Origin of the sequence: Devosia aurantiaca, from assembly GCF_011058215.1 — a bacterium.
Classification (GTDB): Bacteria; Pseudomonadota; Alphaproteobacteria; order Rhizobiales; family Devosiaceae; genus Devosia; species Devosia aurantiaca.
Genome location: NZ_JAALFG010000004.1, coordinates 17,863 through 34,669 on the forward strand (window position 1 = coordinate 17,863; position 16,807 = coordinate 34,669).

Below are 16,807 nucleotides of genomic sequence, written 5' to 3' on the forward strand. Positions count from 1 at the left end.
TTGATTTTTTGAAGAAATGGGTCAGTGGAGAGTTGGACGGCGGAGGGTGGCCTCTGCCGCGTCCAGTGCTTTGCTGAGCTTGCGCAGGCTTTTGATCTGGCCCCTGGCACAAGCGCGGGTCAGAAGAGCGATGAGTTCGGGCTCAAGGTGACGCCGGCGAACCTGCGCCTCTGCCACGGCAGCCAGATCCTTGGGCGTCAGTGCCGGGATCTGGATGACCTTGCAGCGGTCCCGAACGGTCTTGGGCACCTTGTCGAGGTCGTTGGCGAGCAGGATCCAGTTGAGGAACCGCAGATCGAGATCGATCTGCAGGAAGTGCTCGCGCACCCGTCCCGCCGTTATCGGCTCGAGGAACGGCAGCAGGGACTCTGCCGGGTTCTCCCGCGCACCGCGGCTCACGTCGGCGAGCTTGTCGAACTCATCGAACGCCACGATGGGATTGCCCACTCCGTGCTGGATCAATCCCTGGACGATCGCGCTGGGCCGGGATGACCTGAACACCGCGTCACCGCCGGTCAAATCAACCGTGGTCATCATGGTCGAGCCATCAAGGTGGATGATCGGCAGCCCAGTGGCTTCAGCCGACATGCGAACAATGGTGGACTTGCCCAGCCCCGGAGGCGAGACGACCAACAAGGCCGGAAGTGGAAGTAGTTTGCGCCGCGCATCAGCGACAAGTGGGAGCTGTCACGCAGTGCCTGCAGGAACGGGCCGAAGGCAGGTGCACGGGCAAACAGAGCACTGATGGCCTCATCGATGGCGTGCTCGGTTGCCGGACCGATCAGCTTTACGGGCGTATCCGCCTCGAGCTTGAGACGAGCCCTTTGGTGGTGTTCAGCCCCTTCACCACCGTCAGCGCTGATGCTGTCCTTGGTCAGCGGGTCGGTGAGCCGCAGATAGGTCACAGGACCTGCGGGCAGGAACACTGTCCTGGGCTTACCCATCTGGACCGCATTGATGGCACGATCCTGGCGGTCGACATCTTCAGGAGTTAGGCCATCGGGGTGAAACCACCGCCATGGATTTATGGACTCCTCGTCGCCCTGATCGGCGAGAGCAGAGGGATGCAGGTCTTCCTGCTCGTGATCGGTGAGCGCGTTGGCGAGATCGAGGGGGTCGAAGTCATCGTCGCCGTGAGGACGCGGCTTGAACATGGAGACTGGCTTTGGAGCGGCGTCGGCGCCGTCACCAAGAGCGTCATTGCTCTCTTTGTCGCCCGCAGGCAGCATTTTTTGGTTTTTTGCAATTTTCGTCATGTTGACCATCATCAGGACGAGCCAAGCCGTGGCGTCCGAAGACGCGAAGGGCAGGGTTCGATAGGAAACTGGATGCGCAGCGGCGCTGCCTCAGGCGATCAGCCTGAGATCAATCAGCAATCATGCGCAGGGGAGTGGAGCGGCTAAGCGCGCGCCGATACCTGCCAGGCGCTGTGCATCGCACGGGCGCCGAGACATCCAGTCGACCAGTGGTCGAAATGATCGGGAAGAGAAGGGTTGCTGCGAATCTTATCGCAGCCATAAAAGTGGTCAGCCATCTGGCTTCTCCCTGGTAGTAACAGGTTGTTGGTCACCTGGTCAGGCCGGTGGAAGTTGTTAGCGCAACTCTGCCGGCCGCCTTTGGTGGCCATGAGTCCAGGTGGACTCGACGCTCAGCGTGACATTTCAAGCGAGATTGTCACGCGCAACTTCCGAGAATGGTTAACCAAGGTTGCCGTTTATCTTTCGAAGGATTTCGAAATGACCGACGACGAAGCCAAGGTGATACTGGAAGCGTTAGGCGACAAAAGTCGGTTCGATATTTTTCGAAAGGTATGTGGCCGTAGTGGTTTAACAGCTAGCGACCTGTCTGCAGGCAAAGCTGCGTCCACGAACTCACACCATCTCGCCAAGCTCGAGAAGGTTGGCCTTCTGACCGCCACCCGAGCGGGCAAGACAAAGCATTACGTTGCGGACTCGGACAGGCTTTTCGCGCTTGCCGCATGGATGAACACATGCGCCGAAGACGCAGTATTTGCAAAACTGGATCAGGACCTTTTGAATTCGGCAGATGAGGGCTAGTCGACCTTTGTTTTGATTGCCTTACGCCGCGCCGGGATGATCTTGCGCTCACGGGAAGCTTTGACGGCTGCCTTTGTCAAATCTGGAAGCCGGGATATTGCTTCCAGCATCACCTCAAGCTCGGTGGGATCCTTGTAGATGCGGTCCGTTGTGCCGACGTTTTCATGACCCACGATGTCCTGGATCGTCTTGTCCTTAAGATCCTTGAAGCGACCCAACTCAGTGCAAATGTAGTGTCGGAAGCTGTGGAAGGTTTTATTCTTGTCGTTCTGCACCCTCGCTGCGCCAAGTGCATTTGCAACTGCAATGTTGAAGCCATAGTGGGTGCGGTCGCCCCAGGAAGTGTTGGTACCAGCATTGGGCCGAAGATCGGGAAACAAGTCTTTCTTTTTGAGCTTTTTCTGACTGGAAACGTAACGAATAAATCCAAGTTCGATAAGCACAGGGTGGATGGGAACTTTACGCTCGGACGCCACAGTTTTGAGGCCGCGGCTTTCGTTCTCATGGAAAACAAAGTGCGGTACGGGGTGGTCAAGGATTACTTCGGCGAGCGATAGCGCTGCGATTTCCTCGAGGCGCGCGCCCGAATAGGCGCTTATGAGCGGGCACCAGTAGAGGCCATCCCAAACGATGTGATTTCCAGGAATGTGCCTCCTTGCGGCAGAACGACAACCCGTCCAGATCGTGTAATTAAACAGGGTCTCGACGTCAGAGGTCGAATAGGCCGGGCGTTTTTCGCTTACCTTGCCTTTCTTTTTCATACGAAAGCCGCTGATCTCGAGCTGCGGTAGCCCCTCAAGGCCTGCCATGCGAGCTTGCCGCATAAGCTTCGTTAGGTATGACAGATTTCGGTTTACCGTCGACGCTCCCAGCCCCACTTGTGTCTTCGGCAGAGATCGACTCTCAATGAGTAGCTCGTCCACGCTCATCGCTCGCTGTGCGACAGAACGCCCCCGCACTTTCGGCAACATCGCCATGACGTCCACGAACTTTTTGACGTCAGCCTGATGCAATCTTTGAAATGTGGATTTTCCCGTGACCTCAACAAACAGGGTGAAAACCTGAAGTTTTTGGCTAGCGGTCGACGCCCGAATGGTCTTGTTTTCTACGTCGAATGAAGCTGCGGACCGGGCGAATGCCAAGATGTCATCGTCGGACTGAACAGGACGATTGAGCGATGGTGCGCCGGATGCTTTTTCCGAGTCAGCCGTCGCCACTGTTGGGACGCCGACGAGGACGTCTGCAGCACTCGTTGCTGCAACCTCTACGCCACGATCCACCAAAACCTCGCTCGCTGGCGGCGTTTTAACAGGCTCGCTAAAACGGGACGCAAGACTGATCAAGTCGTCCAGAGACTTCGGACTGGCGCTGAACTTGGCGGCCGTCGCTGCGCCAGCGGCTGCATATGCTTCCAACGTGGCTGTCCGAGCCTCGGCGACATCCAAAGGCGATGGGTTGGTGAGGGACAGCTTCTCGGCAAGGTCGGACTGCAAGCGCTTGGCGCGAACATCAGACCAATAGTCGAGGCCGTAGGTTTCAAGCATTGCCTGCGCGCGTTGCATAACCTCCGTGCCAAACTCCCCATCGGCGATACCGGGGAAGTCGGATAGTTGCGCCGAACGACCATGATGAGCCAGCAATGACATGGCGATTGCGGCAGCGCGGGTAGCAACAATCTCATCCTGCCACGGAGTCTGCCTGTCGCGCGCCAGCAGATGCACCGCGCTTAACCTGGCGCTGTGCTCTGCAAATTTCTGTCTGGCAAACGTGTCGACTTGCTCTGGTGTCATCTTACCCTCACGCAATACTGCAAACGCGCGATCTGTCTCGATCGTGAGCATGGAGGATAGTCCGCGGGCGACGCGCAGGTCTTTAGTGCCCAGGCTGAATTCCACGGACATTATGAAAGGGCTTGGCAGGCGGCGACGCCAGTAGAATGTGGTGCCCCGCAGGATGCAGAACGGCAGTTTGGTACCCATGCAGATCTCGCTTTGGAGTCGGCGTGTGTGGGACCTTGTGTGGAAGTCTGTGTGAAAGATTCACACAGCACACAAATTTCGCTGCAAAATCAATAACTTAAGAGAGTTTTGGCTGGGGAACCTGGATTCGAACCAAGATCGACGGAGTCAGAGTCCGACTTTCACTGCCGCAAGACCGGGCTTTCGCCCTCCCTTGTGCCAACTATGTGCCAGTGGATAGGGGTGGGCGGTGGTGGTCAGGCGCCGAACAGCATTCGCTCTGCTTGTGCCAGCGAGGCGGTTTCGTCGGTTGCCGGGAAGAGGTGGGCATAGGTGTCCATCGTTACCGCGATGTTGCTATGGCCCATGCGCTCCTGGACCGCCTTAGGTGTGAGCTCGAGCCCGCCCTCAGCCTTAGGATTGATGCACCAGCTGGCGAACCAGTGACGAAGCGCATGTAGGCCTGAATACTTCCCCTTGGCATCATCGCCGGCGCCGATGGTGACGCCTGCGGCGACTTGGGTGGGCAGGAAGCCTCGATTGACGATGTTGCTATGTCCCTCGACCTTTCCGGCCCCGGTAGGGAACACCAGCCCAAGCTCGCCCTTTGGGCATGCCAGCGTCCACTCCTTGAGAGTATTCACCACCATTGGCATCAGGGGCACCTGGCGCTGGCCAGCATCAGTCTTGGGCATGCCTATGGCGTGATACCGATCAGCGCGCTGGCGAACGTGCAGGACCGCCTTGGCGAGGTCGACATCGGCCCACCGGAGTCCGCGCAGTTCCGAAGCACGCAAGCCGGTGAAAATGGCGGTGATCAGAAGGGGGCGCCACCGCCCCTCTGCCTTGGCGATGATGGCGCGGATTTCGTCATTGGTCGGTATGTCGACGCCGATCTGCAGCCGGCGCTGCTGGCGCTTCTCCACTTTGGCACGGCTGGACTTCGCCCGGGTCATTTCATGTACCGGATTGCGGACGGCCTGGCCGCGAAGCTGGGCGTCAGCAAGGATCGATCCCAGCGAAACCGTCACCCGCTTAATCATGGCAGGGCTTCGCCCGTTGTCGTGCAACGTGTCCTGAAAGGCGCGCACCTTCGGCACGGTGATCTTGTTGAGCTTATCCCGGCCGATGAAGGGCACGATATGAAGCTTGAGATGCTGCCGGCGCTGGTCGAGCGTGGTCCGCTCAAGATTAGCCGCGGCGCCAGAATTCAGCCAGAGCTTGCCTGCCTCGTCAACCGTAATGGTTTCGCTGTCAGAGACGTGCACGCCGTCGCGGACCTCGCCCTGGGCTTTGAGCAGGAATGCCTCGGCTTCCTTCTTGAGCCGGAAGGTGGGGCGCTGGCGCCGGCCGTTGCCATCGGTGTAGTCGGCTTGCCAGCCAGATTTTTGACGCCGTTCGTGGTCCACGTGCGCTTGCGAACACTCACGGCCGTTCCTTCAGTGGTCCAAATCGCCGAATGCCCAGAACAAGGGTCGGAGTGCCATGTTCGTCCTCCGGCTCAAGCCAGAATTCGTGCGACCAGCCCCGCGCCTTCAAGTCAGCGTTGGCCTCCTCCAGCACATGCTCCCGTTGTTCGGGCGGAGCGTCGGATATACGGCCCCACCACTCAAAGCCGACTTCGTCCATCTCATTGATGACCGGGGCTGGATAAGCGCTCTCAAGAGCCTGAATGACCTCTTCATGGACGGAGCGCTGCCGACGCGTGGCAGCATCATCAACCCGGTAGAACAGGCCATTCGGGAGCCTGATGCCGGTACTGCGCAGCCGATCGATTTCGTCTTGTAGCCGCGCCACATAGGCCGGGAGCGTGTCATTGCCCAGATCAAGAGCTTCGTACTCTTCAAGTCGGGTCAATATCTCAGCATTCATCGAGCGGCCTTTCTGATCAGCCTGCTCCTTAATTCGCTCCCGCATCCCCTCAGGGAATCGAAGCACAAATTGATCTGTCCCGCGACTTGGTACACGCGCCATCATCATCCCCTAATACCGATGATATGCTAAGCATATGACGGGGTTGACGCAATGATAGGCCGAGCATAGTAATATGCTTAACATATCAAAAGGAGGTTTACGTGTCGGTTGGAAGACAGGCAGATCAATACCCACTCCGAATGCCCCCAGGCATGAGAGAGCGTATCCGCCAAAGTGCGGAATTGAACCGACGGTCAATGAATTCGGAGATCGTCCACCAACTCGACCGCGCCTTAGCGCTTGAGAACGAAAAAGGCCCGGCAGCGACGGCAATCGCTCCGGACCTGAACACGACCCACCCCTAGCAAGGATTAGATCAATGATCTCGCAAGAGAATAGCACCGGCTTGGCTGGTGAAGCAAGCGCGCCTTCAAATGTGTATTCGGCGATGAGCGTCTGGGACATCTACATGGCCCTGACCACGCTCGTCGGGGTTAAGCAGTTCTTCAACCTCTCGTGCTGTGCCCAAGCGTCCGGCGAGACTGCCGCTTTCGAATGGGCTGAGGCACGTGAGGCGGAGGTCGACGCACATATCACTGCGATGGCTAGCAACCTCGCCGGGCGCTTGGGCCTAAGCCGGGATGAAGAGGACGTTCGGGACATGGCCTTTGCCCGCATCGATGGCTTCGTCCATTCAGGTGTCGTGCTGCCAGATGGCCGGATTGCCCGCATGCGCACGGCAGCTCAACTGGCGGTGGCGAAATGATCCCGGCAGACTATCAGAAGGCCGACGATAGCGCATACCAACTTCGGGCGATCTTGCGAATTCTTGAAGATCGCGCTCGGGGTCTCAGCGAAAGTGGCAAGGACGATGACCACCGGTTGCCATGCAGCGACATGGCCATGCTTTGCGAAGTCGCCGGCGACCTCTGCGAAAACATCCACGACATGATGCAGATGCTCCATGTGGCCGGGAAGGTGCAGCAGTGACCGCCACCGAACCTCTCGACCTGGTGTGGGGCGTTGCAGGCATTGCGCATGTCATCGGCCGCACCGTCCGCCAGACCGAAATTGCCCTCGCTAAAAGGAGTTGCCCGGCCGCAAGGTCAATGGGCGGTGGGTAGTGTCCCGCCAAAAGCTCCGTGAGCACTTCGAAGGTGAGGCCCTGTGAGCGACCTCGACCATATGGAGGCTCGCCTTCGCGAGCTTTGGGCCGTCACCATACCAAGGTCCGCGCTGGCGGCTGAAGATCGCGCGGCTGCGGAGAGACTGTTAGGCAAGACGGAAGCGGCCCGGCTGGCTGCTACTCGGCGCGGCGATCGCTTCCGTTACAGGCCACGCGCCATCCAGAAGATCGAATACTTCTGGGTGCCAGCCGGTGGTCAATACACACAGCAAGACGAAGGCTGGACGATCGAAGCGACGCAGAACGGCGTCAAAAGCATTCTCGGCCGAGTCCGCAATAGTGAGCGGTGCTCACATATCGTTCGTGAGTTGAAGCGACGCGGCTACCGGGTCGTTCTGGTCGTCACTGAAGGCATGAAGGCGGCCGGGGTTACAAGCGGACCGGAAGTGTCGCCACGCGACAAGGCAGCACGTTTTGCGCCCGGCAAGACGCTCCCTTCAAAGCGCAAGGACATCCTCAACCGGCTCAGGGGTTTCGCCCATGAGCAACCGAGCCTGGATGCCGCTCCATATCGAAAACTATCTGGCTGACACTGGGCACCTGACGGCGGCGGAGCATGGGGCGTACCTCATGCTGATCATGCACTACTGGCGAGAGGGCAGCTTACCTGATGACGAGCGGATCATTGCCCGCATCAGCCGACTGACCGCCTCTCAATGGGCCGGGAGCCGTCCGATCCTTGCAGCACTCTTCCGGGAGGGGTGGAAGCACAAGCGGATCGATGAAGAGCTTAGCAAAGCAGATGATATAATCGAGAAGCGTCGCAACGCTGCACTTGGTCGACACGCGAAGAGCAAAGGCGCTGCACATGCAGAGCAAATGCACGGCACAAGCAGTGATACACGCGTACCACCTAGAACCAAGAACCAAGATCTAAAAGAAGAACCTAACGGTTCTTCCAAAAGCGGGGCTGTCGGCTCCCGGATGATTTCGTTCCGGACGGCGCGTGGGCGACGCAGCATGGGCTTCCGCCCGGTCTGCTGCAAACCGAAACCGCCAAATTCTGCGATTACTGGGCAAGCCAGGCTGGCGCAAAGGGCGTCAAACTGGACTGGCAGGCGACTTGGCGCAACTGGGTGCGCAGCGCGGTTGAGCGTCTGCCGAATTCGCGAGGCTCCCCTCCATCGCGTGCACAATCACGCCCTGATCCTTTCAAAGCCCTTGCCGAGAAACTGAGCCATGAACCAGCACGAAGCCGCCCAAGCAACGACGATGATCGGGATGATGCTCAAAGCTTTCCCATCCTCACAATCGACCATCAGCGAAGATAGCGCGATGGCATACCTCTATGCCGTCGACGACTATTCACTCGCTGCCATTGATCGCGCCTGTCGCTTGTTCATAAAGGGCAAAGTGCCAGACCGGAAGAACCCCGATTTCGCCCCTTCTGCGCCGGCCTTAGCCGAGCAGTGCGAGCTCGCCGAGGGCGTGCTGAAGGTTGAAGCCTATGAGGCAGCGCGAGTCTTCGTCGAGCACGATAGCGAGCTTTGGCGCAAGATGGAGACCGCTAAGGACGACAGCAATCTGGTCAGTTGCCAGCGTCACGGCAAGCGTGGCTGGTTCTTTCTGCCGGAAGAGGTTGCCCAGGCCGAACAGGTCGCGTTGCCGCCGCCAATCGATGAGGCGCAGCGTCTGGCGAATATGGCTCGGCTCGGCCTCATCCTTTCGACCTTCAACAGCGCCGACGACGATCGGCACGACATGGGGCAGGGGGCGCCAGCATGACACCCTTGCACGCGCATACGCGTGAGGAGCCGTTCACCGACCCGGGCGAGCTCCCCGTCATCGACTGGCTAGACAAGAGCCTCATCGATATCGACCCTGCCTATCAACGTGGCCTTGATCGGCCTCGCGTTGCGAAGATCCTGCGCGGGTTCGAGTGGGCCAGCTTCGGCGCCATAGTAGTCGCCCCGGCAGGCGATGGCCGATACCACTGCACCGACGGCCAGCATCGGCTCGAGGCGGCGAAGCAGCACCCGATGGTGTCGGTGGTGCCGGCGATCATCGTCGCAGTGTCGGGCGCAAAGGCAGAAGCGGCAAACTTCATCGCGCTTAACCGAGACCGGAAGAACATCTCGGCGCTGGACCGCTACTGGGCAGAGCTTGCTGCGGAGGATGAAGATGCGCTGACGATCAGTCAGGTGGTGAATCGCGCAGGCGTCACGATCCAGCGCTATGCGACCATCGACTACAAGCCGGGGCAAACGGTCGCTGTCAGCGCGCTGCGCGCCTTGGTCGACACGCGCGGCGTGATCCGGGCCCGGCAGGTGCTCGAGGTTCTGGCAAAGGCTGACCTCGCGCCGATCAAGGGCGAGCACATCAGAGCATGCGAGTTGCTGATGACCGACGACGAGTTCCGAGAAGACGTCGAGCCTGAGGCATTGACCGAAGCCATGGCCGGTGATGACGAGCAGATGGGTATAGACGCCAAGGCTTTTGCAAAAACGCATCGCATGCCGGCCGCCCGAGCGCTGGCATCGGTCTGGTTTCGCAAGTCCCGAAAGAAGAGGAAGGCAGCATGAGCAAATTGCAAAGTGTGCAAATTGCACCGCGGTGGAACGATCCTCGTCAAGTCGAAGTGCGCTTAGTGCCGGATCCATCAATGACCGATGCTGAGTATTTCCATCAGCGCCAGACCAAAGCCGGTGACAACGTCGGCAAAACGGGTGCGGCCATCAGCATGATCGAGTTGATCGGCGGGCTGGCGCGCATCAAGGACCGCACCGAGCCGCAGGAGGCTGCGGCGGCCAAATTTCGGATGCTGTTCGATCGATCGCAGATCGGCGGAGCGAAGGCGACCGACTACACCAAGCAGCGCGTGGACACCTCAGGGCCACAGCAAGATGCCAGCGCCGAGTATGGCGATGACGCGCGTCGGCAATATCGCGACGCGGTGCAGTTCCTGGGTCTGCTGCAGTCTAGCCTAGTCGAGCGGGTGGTGGTGCACGATCAGGCCATATCGACGGTGGCCGGCAAGTCCTCGCGTGCGCGCACCCGCGTAACGCGCGAGTTGCTCGACGCGCTGGATCGGCTGGCAGTGCACTTCGGGCTGTCATCAACTAAGCCGAAGTGACCGCTTTCGACCCCCTTTCGGTCACTTGGGCTGTTGCATCTAAACCCTGAAAGCTGCCATCCACCCGATGGCGTCAGAGCAACTGCATCTTGACACCAACAAATAAATCCATAATCTTCGATATATGGAATCATATCACGCTATCGAAGTGTTCGCGGCGCTATCGCAACCGACACGCTTGGACACGTTTCGTCTCCTGATGGAGCATGAACCTGAAGGCTTGGCAGCCGGCGAGATCGCGCGCCAACTCGAAGTGCCGCAGAACACGATGTCGTCGCACCTCGCGATTTTGACACGTGCCGGCCTGATCGAGTCTGAACGCCACAGCAGGTCCATCGTCTACCGCGCCGTCGTCGAGCGTGTCCGCGAGATCACGAGTTTCCTGGTGCAGGAATGCTGCGGCGGGCGCCCGGAGCTATGCGAGCCGCTCGTCGCCGAATTCACCCCATGTTGCCCGCCAAAGGTTGCCCGCCATGTCTGACCGCGCCTACAACGTCCTGTTTCTCTGCACCGGTAATTCCGCCCGTTCTATCCTAGGCGAAGCGATCCTCAATCACGTCGGGCAAGGGCGCTTCAGAGCATATTCCGCGGGGTCGACACCCGGGGAGCGGTGCATCCGATGACGCTGGAAGCATTGGCAAAAGTTGGCATCTCAACGGAAGGCCTGCGCTCAAAGGCCTGGGACGAGTTCGCGGTGCCGGGCGCGCCGAAGATAGATTTTATTTTCACGGTCTGTGACAACGCCGCCGGAGAAGCCTGTCCGGTTTGGCCGGGACAGCCGATGACCGCCCATTGGGGCATCGAGGATCCAGCCGCCGTTGAAGGACCGGAGTTCAAGCAGCGGGCCGCCTTCGAAGACGCACTGCGCTATCTCCGCAACCGGATCGGCGCCTTCATCAATCTGCCGATCGCCAGCATCGACCGCATGGCGCTCAACTCGAAGCTCGAAGGCATCGGCGCGATGGACGGGACAACAACCAAGTCGTCCAAGGTCGCCTGAGCGGCGCCGCTCTTTCCAGCAAATCGGATTTCTAATGACCGTCACCGCAGCGCCAGCGCGCCTGTCCTTCCTCGACCGCTATCTTACGGTGTGGATCTTTGCTGCCATGGCCATCGGCGTAGTCTTGGGCTCAATAATCCCCGGCTTGCCCGAAGCCTTGAATTCCATGTCGGTCGGCTCGACCAACATCCCGATCGCCATCGGTCTGATCCTTATGATGTACCCGCCTTTGGCGAAGGTGAAGTACGGAGCCCTGCACGAGGTGTTCGCCGATAAGCGGGTGCTGGCCCTATCCTTGGTCCAGAACTGGATCATCGGCCCGGTGCTGATGTTCCTGCTGGCGGTGATCTTCCTACGCGACTATCCGGAATACATGACGGGTTTGATCCTGATCGGCCTGGCGCGCTGCATCGCTATGGTGCTGGTCTGGAATAAGCTTGCTGGTGGTTCGAACCAGTATGTCGCCGGGCTGGTCGCTTTTAACTCGATCTTCCAGATCCTGTTCTTTTCTACCTATGCCTGGCTGTTCTTGACCGCGCTGCCGCCGCTGTTCGGGCTAGAGGGCAGTGTGATCGACGTCGGCTTCTGGACCATCACGGAAGCGGTGCTGATCTATCTCGGCATTCCGTTTCTCGCCGGCTTCCTGACGCGCCAATTCCTGATTCGGGGCAAGGGCAACGATTGGTACGAACAGGTTTTTCTGCCCAAGATCAGCCCAATCACACTACTAGCCCTGCTCTTCACCATTGTGGCGATGTTTAGCCTGAAAGGTGGTGACGTGGTGCGCCTGCCGTTCGATGCACTGCTCATCGCCGTTCCCCTCACCATCTACTTCCTGATCCAGTTCACCGTGAGCTTCTTCATGGGCAAATGGATCGCCAAGGACTATCCGCGTTCGACAGCAATCGCGTTCACGGCTGCCGGCAACAACTTCGAGTTGGCTATCGCCGTAGCCATCGCTGCTTTCGGACTGGCGTCGCCTGTTGCCTTCGCCGCGGTCATCGGGCCGCTCGTGGAGGTGCCTGTCCTCGTCGTCCTGGTGCACCTGGCCCTGTGGCTGGGACGCCAACATTTCCCCGCTTCCGGTCGGATCGTCGGCGACAGACAGGCGTAGGCCGCCGACTTCACCAAGGACACCGATATGACCGTCACCATCTACCACAACCCCAACTGCGGCACATCTCGCAATACGCTGTCGATGATCCGCCAGTCCGGCGTCGAGCCTACCGTCGTCGAATACCTCCAGGCTCCGCCAAGCCGCGAGCGCATTGTCGAGCTCGTATCCGCCGCGGGCATTCCGCTTCGTGATGCCATTCGCAAGAAGGACACGCCATTCGATGAACTCGGTCTTGCCGATCCGGCCAAGAGCGACGACGACCTGCTCGACGCCATCGAGGCGCACCCGATCCTGCTAAATCGTCCCTTCGTGGAGACCCCGGTGGGCACGCGTCTGTGCCGTCCGTCCGAAGTCGTGCTCGACATCCTGGAGAATCCCAACATCGGCCCGTTCACCAAGGAAGACGGCGAGATCATCATCGACGCCGAAGGGAAGCGGCGTGTCTGATCTACCCAACATTATCAATGCTGCCTTTCAAGTTCCGAATCTCGGCCAACTGGTCGCTCCGGCCCTGGACCACAAGCCGCGCATCCTCATGCTGTACGGATCGCTCCGGCAGCGCTCGTACAGCCGCTTCCTCACCTTCGAGGCGCAACGGCTCCTTGAGGCATTCGGCGCCGAGGTCCGCATCTTCCATGCCAATGGGCTGCCGTTGCCCAACGACGCCCCCGACACTCACCCCAAGGTGCAGGAGCTGCGAGAGGCCATGTTGTGGTCGGAAGGCCAGGTGTGGACCTCGCCGGAGCGGCACGGCGCCATGTCGGCAGTAATGAAAACCCAGATCGACTGGATACCTCTCCCGGGCGGTGCCATCCGACCTACGCAGGGTCGGACCCTGGCGGTCATGCAGGTGTCGGGCGGATCGCAATCGTTCAACGCCGTCAACCAGATGCGCATCCTCGGGCGTTGGATGCGGATGCTGACCATCCCGAACCAGTCCTCGGTGGCCAAGGCCTTCCAGGAGTTTGACGACAACGGCCGCATGAAGCCGTCATCCTATTACGATAGGGTCGTAGACGTCATGGAGGAACTGGTGAAGTTCACGCTGATCAACCGCGGCGTTTCCGGCTACCTGACCTCCCGCTACAGCGAGCGTAAGGAAGTGGTTGCCAAACTCGAAGAGCGAGTCAGCCTCAAGTCAATCTAGATGGTGTAATTACGCTGGCATTCGTCAGTACGAGACGGCTGCTTTCGTGGTGATGAAGCCCAAAGCCGCCCGGCTGAAAACCACCCCTGAGGTGCCGGTCTGCTCTCGACCCCATTTCGGTCGTAGCGGAAGCTGCGGGCCAATTTCGAAAGCGGACCCCCAATTATTGAACATCTATGCAACATCTTTGGCCTGTCCGCTCGATAGAGAACACCAGACCTCGCTCAAGTGGGCACGATGAAGACTTCGTACCCGATGAGAACTCGTCACCGTGCTGATCGAAAACCCAGCTTGCCGGTTGCCCTGTTCATCTTCGCCGCGCCTGTAGGCCACTTAATTGTTACTGTTAGGAGGTCGATCTCATGGTTCGTCCCAGCATTTGGTGACGATCGGCAATAGCCTGCAGAAGGACTGATGCAACGCTGGCGAGCGGCAACGGTTGGTCTATATCCAAGGAGGCCAACATGACTGATGACAAAAAAACGAAAATCCGGAAGCCAGCCCAGACCTGAAGGACGTCGAGCCAGGAAGCGATGCCGACGCAACGCCGGTGTCGGAGGTGGGTGAGACACCTCCTGATCCGAACAAGAAGAAGCCAGACTAGCTGCCGCGTTTAGTCGCCGGTTAGCCGTTTGAGCTTCCATCCGTCAGGCAGCAGCCCCTGTAGGCAATCGATGAGAACGTTTCGATTTAGTCGGTTCGACGTGGCGGCGATAACTTTGCTCAAGCGAAAGCCGCTACGATCGGATCATAGCGGCTTCCGCCACAGTCGCTGCGAGGGACATCCAGGACTGTGTAGTTTGAAGTTATTGTTCTAGATCAATATATACCAGCAGTTTTAGCGGGCTTGGCCTGGATCCGTAAGAGTGGCTTCAGGTCGGTACGTTGAGATCATGGCTCAAACTTGTGCTGATTTTCTGGAGAAGTGCCAAGGACTTCCTGATGGTCCCGTCGGAATCACCAACATCGGCAATGGCATCTTTTTCAACCGAAATCACTGTCTCAACAACCTCCACGGCTTCAGCCACAGAGATGATCGACTTAGCGATAAGACTATGAAGCAAGCTCTCAGTCATCAAGAGGGCAGCCCGCCCATGCGCATCAGCCATGGATGGTCGGTTATCGTTACTTGTTGGCAACTCGCTCATTGTCACGCTCCTGGACCAGGCGAGGGTGCAATGCCCCCAGCCGCCGGAGCCTAAACTTGGGCCGACGATGTCGCGACCGTAGCTTAGACAAGGTGACAAAGATATTACCCATATCAACTTCAGACAATAACTTTGAACAATATTATTGTTTCCGATGATGTGAAATGGTGCAGCATGGGCAATCGCTTCATCGACAAACTGCACGGCTTCAGTCCGCTTTCTCCCGATGAAGTAAAGGTGCTAGCCAAGGCCACAGCTAACCCGCGCAAATTTGCAAGACGGATCGACCTCATCCGGGAAGGCGATCGGCCTGGGCCAGTGTTTGTCGTATTGGAAGGCTGGGCATGTCGGTACAAGATCTTACCGAATGGCACTCGCCAGGTTTTGGCCTATCTGATGCCAGGCGACAGTTGCGACCTCCACATCGGTCTCCTTGCGGAGATGGACCACAGTATTCAGGCCATCACGCCAGCTCTGGTCGCCACCGTCGACCGTGTTGAAATGGACATCATCCTTGACAGCAACAGAGGCATCGCTAAAGCGATGTACCTGTCTCAGCTAATCGATGAGGGCACGATGCGCGCCTGGATCACTAGCATGGGCCGACGCAGCAGCCTTGAGCGAGTGTCGCATCTGATGTGCGAGCTCTACATGCGAGCTCGAAACATCGGTCTTATAGACGCTTTGGACAGGTTGGCCCTCCCGCTTTCGCAAGCCTTGTTGGCTGACTCGCTGGGCATGACCACGGTGCACCTCAATCGGGTTCTAAAGGTGTTGCGCGAAAGTGGAGCGATGACAATCGAAAGAGGTGTTCTTCATATCGAGGATCCGGAAAAGCTTATTCGGATGGCTGGGTTCGACGAGAATTACCTGCACAGGCGGCTGCGGCAGGTCGCCTAGTACGGCGGCTGCTAGGTTAAAACACCTATGCTGATCTTTTACTGAGCATTGACGCCGGTAACTCTTCATCCTCAGGAAGCCACGTATCGGGCAATCTGAACCCAAGCTCCTCAGCTACGAGGTTCCGCACCTCATCGTCAGCGAAGCCCCAAATTATCGCCGGATACCAGAAGTAATTGGCCTGAGTTGCTCGGGCGGTATTTTCGAAATGAATGCGGAAATCGTCCAAGGTCGCTGGGTGATCGACGATGACATGTCTGACGGCTTCGCGCACGGCGATTTCCATGTCGCCGTTTGCTGGAATCTCGGAAGTATCGGGACATCGGCCATGCACAACGCTCCAAGAGAAGAAGAACATAGCAAACCTGGTAGCTTCTATTTGTAGCGTGGCGCGCTGGCGCAATTCTTCATCTGTGAGACGCATGGATCTGTTCTCCGCTGGGCAACAGGATGCACATCTCACCACCGAAAACATTGATCTATGTTTCTGTTGGCGAAAAATCATATTTCTCAGAGCTGATCGTACCTATTCTCGAATATCCAAATAGGACAGATGTCCGTTTGGATCGGGATCGATCTATGACCAGATTGTCTGCTTTCCACCCCTGGCTGCTAGCCTTGGGCCTATGTGGCCTCAGGCTGGAAAGTAGAGGCCACTCGGTGGCCGCCCTGACCCAATGTCCGGCAACAGTTAGGAGAAGCTTACGAGGTGTGATAAAGGGGTCTTTAGGAGAGCTGCGTTTGACGCGCTGCCAGATCATCATGGAAATTGTCATAACCTACCTCGCACCAAAAACGGGCGGGCATTCCGGCTCGGCGGGTAAGCAGTCCGAGATGCACTTTGAAAGCTTTGGCGACATGCGGAAATGGGTTCTGGCGAACATTCCAGAAGAGCAGCGAGTGGGAATAAAAGTTTGGGTTGACGATCTCAGGATCAGCGGCACAAAGCGGGACAAGCTTTTCAACCCCGTTCAGTATCGTTGGGTAAACCCGGAACGCTTCTTCTAGGCCGCAGCACTCGGTTCCCGCTGCCAAACAAGAAATCATAAGGCCCACCTAAGATGTACCGCCCGCATGCTAAATTAGTGCGGCGCCGGGTCTTGGCCTTGCTGCTGCTGCTTGTCTTACTCGGAGTCGTCATTCTTACTCCTAAGAGTGATTGGGCTAGCGGTCCTCAAAGTTTGGTCGAAGAAGTCACGTTAAGTCGTCCTTGAAGCTCTTTCTTCAACTGACGGATAAGGGCAGGTCCATCGATCTGTTCGATGGCATACCCTTCGGCCAACAAGACTTTTTGACGTCCGTGATGG

The 16,807-nt window shown here is 58.3% G+C and carries 22 protein-coding genes and 2 pseudogenes; 17 read left to right on the forward strand and 7 right to left on the reverse strand.

Translation table 11 applies throughout. The annotated features are described in order from the left end of the window. Positions 1-21: 21 nt before the first annotated feature. Both G5575_RS15595 and G5575_RS15600 read right to left on the reverse strand, forming a co-directional pair. A complete protein-coding gene (locus G5575_RS15595) occupies positions 22-588 on the reverse strand; it encodes an AAA family ATPase (protein WP_235936086.1) in 567 nt (188 codons plus the stop codon). Continuing rightward, entirely contained in the window at positions 534-1,229 is a 696-nt protein-coding gene (locus tag G5575_RS15600) for a hypothetical protein (protein ID WP_164535147.1), read from the reverse strand. The genes G5575_RS15595 and G5575_RS15600 overlap by 55 nt, the downstream gene beginning before the upstream one ends. A 507-nt stretch (positions 1,230-1,736) precedes the next feature. On the opposite strand from G5575_RS15600, the gene G5575_RS15605 reads away from it, so the two are divergent. Continuing rightward, on the forward strand, positions 1,737-2,057 hold the full coding sequence (locus tag G5575_RS15605; protein ID WP_164535148.1) for an ArsR/SmtB family transcription factor: 321 nt from the start codon (positions 1,737-1,739) through the stop codon (positions 2,055-2,057). On the opposite strand, the gene G5575_RS15610 is transcribed toward G5575_RS15605, so the two are convergent. From G5575_RS15610 to G5575_RS21910, 3 genes and pseudogenes are all read right to left on the reverse strand, one after another. Next, positions 2,054-4,036, reverse strand: a complete 1,983-nt coding sequence (locus G5575_RS15610; RefSeq protein WP_164535149.1) for a site-specific integrase — start codon at positions 4,034-4,036, stop codon at positions 2,054-2,056. The two genes, G5575_RS15605 and G5575_RS15610, sit on opposite strands and share 4 nt — an antisense overlap. 236 nt (positions 4,037-4,272) lie before the next feature. Continuing rightward, positions 4,273-5,444 (reverse strand): annotated as a pseudogene (locus tag G5575_RS15615) (tyrosine-type recombinase/integrase). After that, on the reverse strand, positions 5,441-5,995 hold the full coding sequence (locus G5575_RS21910; protein WP_328766345.1) for an Arc family DNA-binding protein: 555 nt from the start codon (positions 5,993-5,995) through the stop codon (positions 5,441-5,443). The pseudogene G5575_RS15615 and the gene G5575_RS21910 overlap by 4 nt, the downstream one beginning before the upstream one ends. A gap of 95 nt (positions 5,996-6,090) precedes the next feature. On the opposite strand from G5575_RS21910, the gene G5575_RS22360 reads away from it, so the two are divergent. The 14 genes and pseudogenes from G5575_RS22360 to arsH all read left to right on the forward strand — a co-directional run bounded on the left by G5575_RS22360 (position 6,091) and on the right by arsH (position 13,452). After that, positions 6,091-6,294, forward strand: a complete 204-nt coding sequence (locus tag G5575_RS22360; protein WP_407924872.1) for an Arc family DNA-binding protein — start codon at positions 6,091-6,093, stop codon at positions 6,292-6,294. A 14-nt stretch (positions 6,295-6,308) separates the two neighbouring features. Further along, positions 6,309-6,695, forward strand: a complete 387-nt coding sequence (locus G5575_RS15630; protein WP_164535152.1) for a hypothetical protein — start codon at positions 6,309-6,311, stop codon at positions 6,693-6,695. Further along, a complete protein-coding gene (locus G5575_RS15635) occupies positions 6,692-6,919 on the forward strand; it encodes a hypothetical protein (protein WP_164535153.1) in 228 nt (75 codons plus the stop codon). Before G5575_RS15630 ends, G5575_RS15635 begins: the two co-directional genes overlap by 4 nt. Continuing rightward, positions 6,916-7,053: a hypothetical protein gene (locus G5575_RS15640; RefSeq protein ID WP_164535154.1), complete on the forward strand. Its 138-nt coding sequence runs from the start codon at positions 6,916-6,918 to the stop codon at positions 7,051-7,053. Before G5575_RS15635 ends, G5575_RS15640 begins: the two co-directional genes overlap by 4 nt. A 43-nt stretch (positions 7,054-7,096) precedes the next feature. Further along, positions 7,097-7,645 carry a hypothetical protein gene (locus G5575_RS15645; RefSeq protein ID WP_164535155.1) on the forward strand — a complete coding sequence of 183 codons (549 nt, stop codon included), beginning with the start codon at positions 7,097-7,099 and terminating at the stop codon, positions 7,643-7,645. After that, complete coding sequence (locus tag G5575_RS20720; RefSeq protein WP_235936087.1) at positions 7,614-8,291, forward strand: YdaU family protein; 678 nt, start codon at positions 7,614-7,616, stop codon at positions 8,289-8,291. Before G5575_RS15645 ends, G5575_RS20720 begins: the two co-directional genes overlap by 32 nt. A 3-nt stretch (positions 8,292-8,294) precedes the next feature. Next, positions 8,295-8,840, forward strand: coding sequence for a hypothetical protein (locus G5575_RS15655; RefSeq protein ID WP_164535156.1), 546 nt, complete (start codon positions 8,295-8,297; stop codon positions 8,838-8,840). Then, complete coding sequence (locus G5575_RS15660; RefSeq protein ID WP_164535157.1) at positions 8,837-9,637, forward strand: DUF6551 family protein; 801 nt, start codon at positions 8,837-8,839, stop codon at positions 9,635-9,637. The genes G5575_RS15655 and G5575_RS15660 overlap by 4 nt, the downstream gene beginning before the upstream one ends. Further along, complete coding sequence (locus tag G5575_RS15665; RefSeq protein WP_164535158.1) at positions 9,634-10,188, forward strand: hypothetical protein; 555 nt, start codon at positions 9,634-9,636, stop codon at positions 10,186-10,188. Before G5575_RS15660 ends, G5575_RS15665 begins: the two co-directional genes overlap by 4 nt. Positions 10,189-10,312: 124 nt before the next feature. After that, positions 10,313-10,669: an ArsR/SmtB family transcription factor gene (locus G5575_RS15670; RefSeq protein ID WP_164535159.1), complete on the forward strand. Its 357-nt coding sequence runs from the start codon at positions 10,313-10,315 to the stop codon at positions 10,667-10,669. Beyond that, positions 10,662-11,188: pseudogene (locus tag G5575_RS15675) on the forward strand (arsenate reductase ArsC). The gene G5575_RS15670 and the pseudogene G5575_RS15675 overlap by 8 nt, the downstream one beginning before the upstream one ends. A 34-nt stretch (positions 11,189-11,222) precedes the next feature. Next, on the forward strand, positions 11,223-12,302 hold the full coding sequence (gene arsB / locus G5575_RS15680; RefSeq protein WP_164535160.1) for an ACR3 family arsenite efflux transporter: 1,080 nt from the start codon (positions 11,223-11,225) through the stop codon (positions 12,300-12,302). Positions 12,303-12,329: 27 nt separating this feature from the next. Then, positions 12,330-12,752, forward strand: coding sequence for an arsenate reductase (glutaredoxin) (gene arsC / locus G5575_RS15685; protein WP_164535161.1), 423 nt, complete (start codon positions 12,330-12,332; stop codon positions 12,750-12,752). Beyond that, complete coding sequence (gene arsH, locus G5575_RS15690) at positions 12,745-13,452, forward strand: arsenical resistance protein ArsH (protein WP_328766351.1); 708 nt, start codon at positions 12,745-12,747, stop codon at positions 13,450-13,452. Before arsC ends, arsH begins: the two co-directional genes overlap by 8 nt. An 872-nt stretch (positions 13,453-14,324) precedes the next feature. Here arsH and G5575_RS15695 read toward each other — a convergent pair. Beyond that, complete coding sequence (locus tag G5575_RS15695; RefSeq protein ID WP_164535162.1) at positions 14,325-14,600, reverse strand: hypothetical protein; 276 nt, start codon at positions 14,598-14,600, stop codon at positions 14,325-14,327. Positions 14,601-14,732: 132 nt separating this feature from the next. Between G5575_RS15695 and G5575_RS15700 the strand changes: the two genes are divergently transcribed. Further along, on the forward strand, positions 14,733-15,500 hold the full coding sequence (locus G5575_RS15700; protein WP_207633195.1) for a Crp/Fnr family transcriptional regulator: 768 nt from the start codon (positions 14,733-14,735) through the stop codon (positions 15,498-15,500). 25 nt (positions 15,501-15,525) lie between these two features. On the opposite strand, the gene G5575_RS15705 is transcribed toward G5575_RS15700, so the two are convergent. After that, on the reverse strand, positions 15,526-15,924 hold the full coding sequence (locus tag G5575_RS15705) for a hypothetical protein (protein WP_164535163.1): 399 nt from the start codon (positions 15,922-15,924) through the stop codon (positions 15,526-15,528). Between the two features lie 236 nt (positions 15,925-16,160). Here G5575_RS15705 and G5575_RS15710 point away from each other — a divergent pair, with 236 nt between their 5' ends. Further along, the gene (locus G5575_RS15710; protein ID WP_164535164.1) at positions 16,161-16,508 is read left to right on the forward strand and encodes a hypothetical protein; all 348 of its coding nucleotides are present in this window, start codon (positions 16,161-16,163) and stop codon (positions 16,506-16,508) included. The last annotated feature ends 299 nt before the right edge of the window (positions 16,509-16,807 follow it).

Bases quoted from the DNA above. Each gene is read 5' to 3' on its own strand.
- G5575_RS15595 (WP_235936086.1), bottom strand. From the start codon at position 588: ATGTCGGCTGAAGCCACTGGGCTGCCGATCATCCACCTTGATGGCTCG.
- G5575_RS15600 (WP_164535147.1), bottom strand. From the start codon at position 1,229: ATGCTGCCTGCGGGCGACAAAGAGAGCAATGACGCTCTTGGTGACGGC.
- G5575_RS15605 (WP_164535148.1), top strand. From the start codon at position 1,737: ATGACCGACGACGAAGCCAAGGTGATACTGGAAGCGTTAGGCGACAAA.
- G5575_RS15610 (WP_164535149.1), bottom strand. From the start codon at position 4,036: ATGGGTACCAAACTGCCGTTCTGCATCCTGCGGGGCACCACATTCTAC.
- G5575_RS21910 (WP_328766345.1), bottom strand. From the start codon at position 5,995: ATGATGATGGCGCGTGTACCAAGTCGCGGGACAGATCAATTTGTGCTT.
- G5575_RS15630 (WP_164535152.1), top strand. From the start codon at position 6,309: ATGATCTCGCAAGAGAATAGCACCGGCTTGGCTGGTGAAGCAAGCGCG.
- G5575_RS15635 (WP_164535153.1), top strand. From the start codon at position 6,692: ATGATCCCGGCAGACTATCAGAAGGCCGACGATAGCGCATACCAACTT.
- G5575_RS20720 (WP_235936087.1), top strand. From the start codon at position 7,614: ATGCCGCTCCATATCGAAAACTATCTGGCTGACACTGGGCACCTGACG.
- G5575_RS15655 (WP_164535156.1), top strand. From the start codon at position 8,295: ATGAACCAGCACGAAGCCGCCCAAGCAACGACGATGATCGGGATGATG.
- G5575_RS15660 (WP_164535157.1), top strand. From the start codon at position 8,837: ATGACACCCTTGCACGCGCATACGCGTGAGGAGCCGTTCACCGACCCG.
- G5575_RS15665 (WP_164535158.1), top strand. From the start codon at position 9,634: ATGAGCAAATTGCAAAGTGTGCAAATTGCACCGCGGTGGAACGATCCT.
- G5575_RS15670 (WP_164535159.1), top strand. From the start codon at position 10,313: ATGGAATCATATCACGCTATCGAAGTGTTCGCGGCGCTATCGCAACCG.
- arsB (WP_164535160.1), top strand. From the start codon at position 11,223: ATGACCGTCACCGCAGCGCCAGCGCGCCTGTCCTTCCTCGACCGCTAT.
- arsC (WP_164535161.1), top strand. From the start codon at position 12,330: ATGACCGTCACCATCTACCACAACCCCAACTGCGGCACATCTCGCAAT.
- G5575_RS15695 (WP_164535162.1), bottom strand. From the start codon at position 14,600: ATGAGCGAGTTGCCAACAAGTAACGATAACCGACCATCCATGGCTGAT.
- G5575_RS15705 (WP_164535163.1), bottom strand. From the start codon at position 15,924: ATGCGTCTCACAGATGAAGAATTGCGCCAGCGCGCCACGCTACAAATA.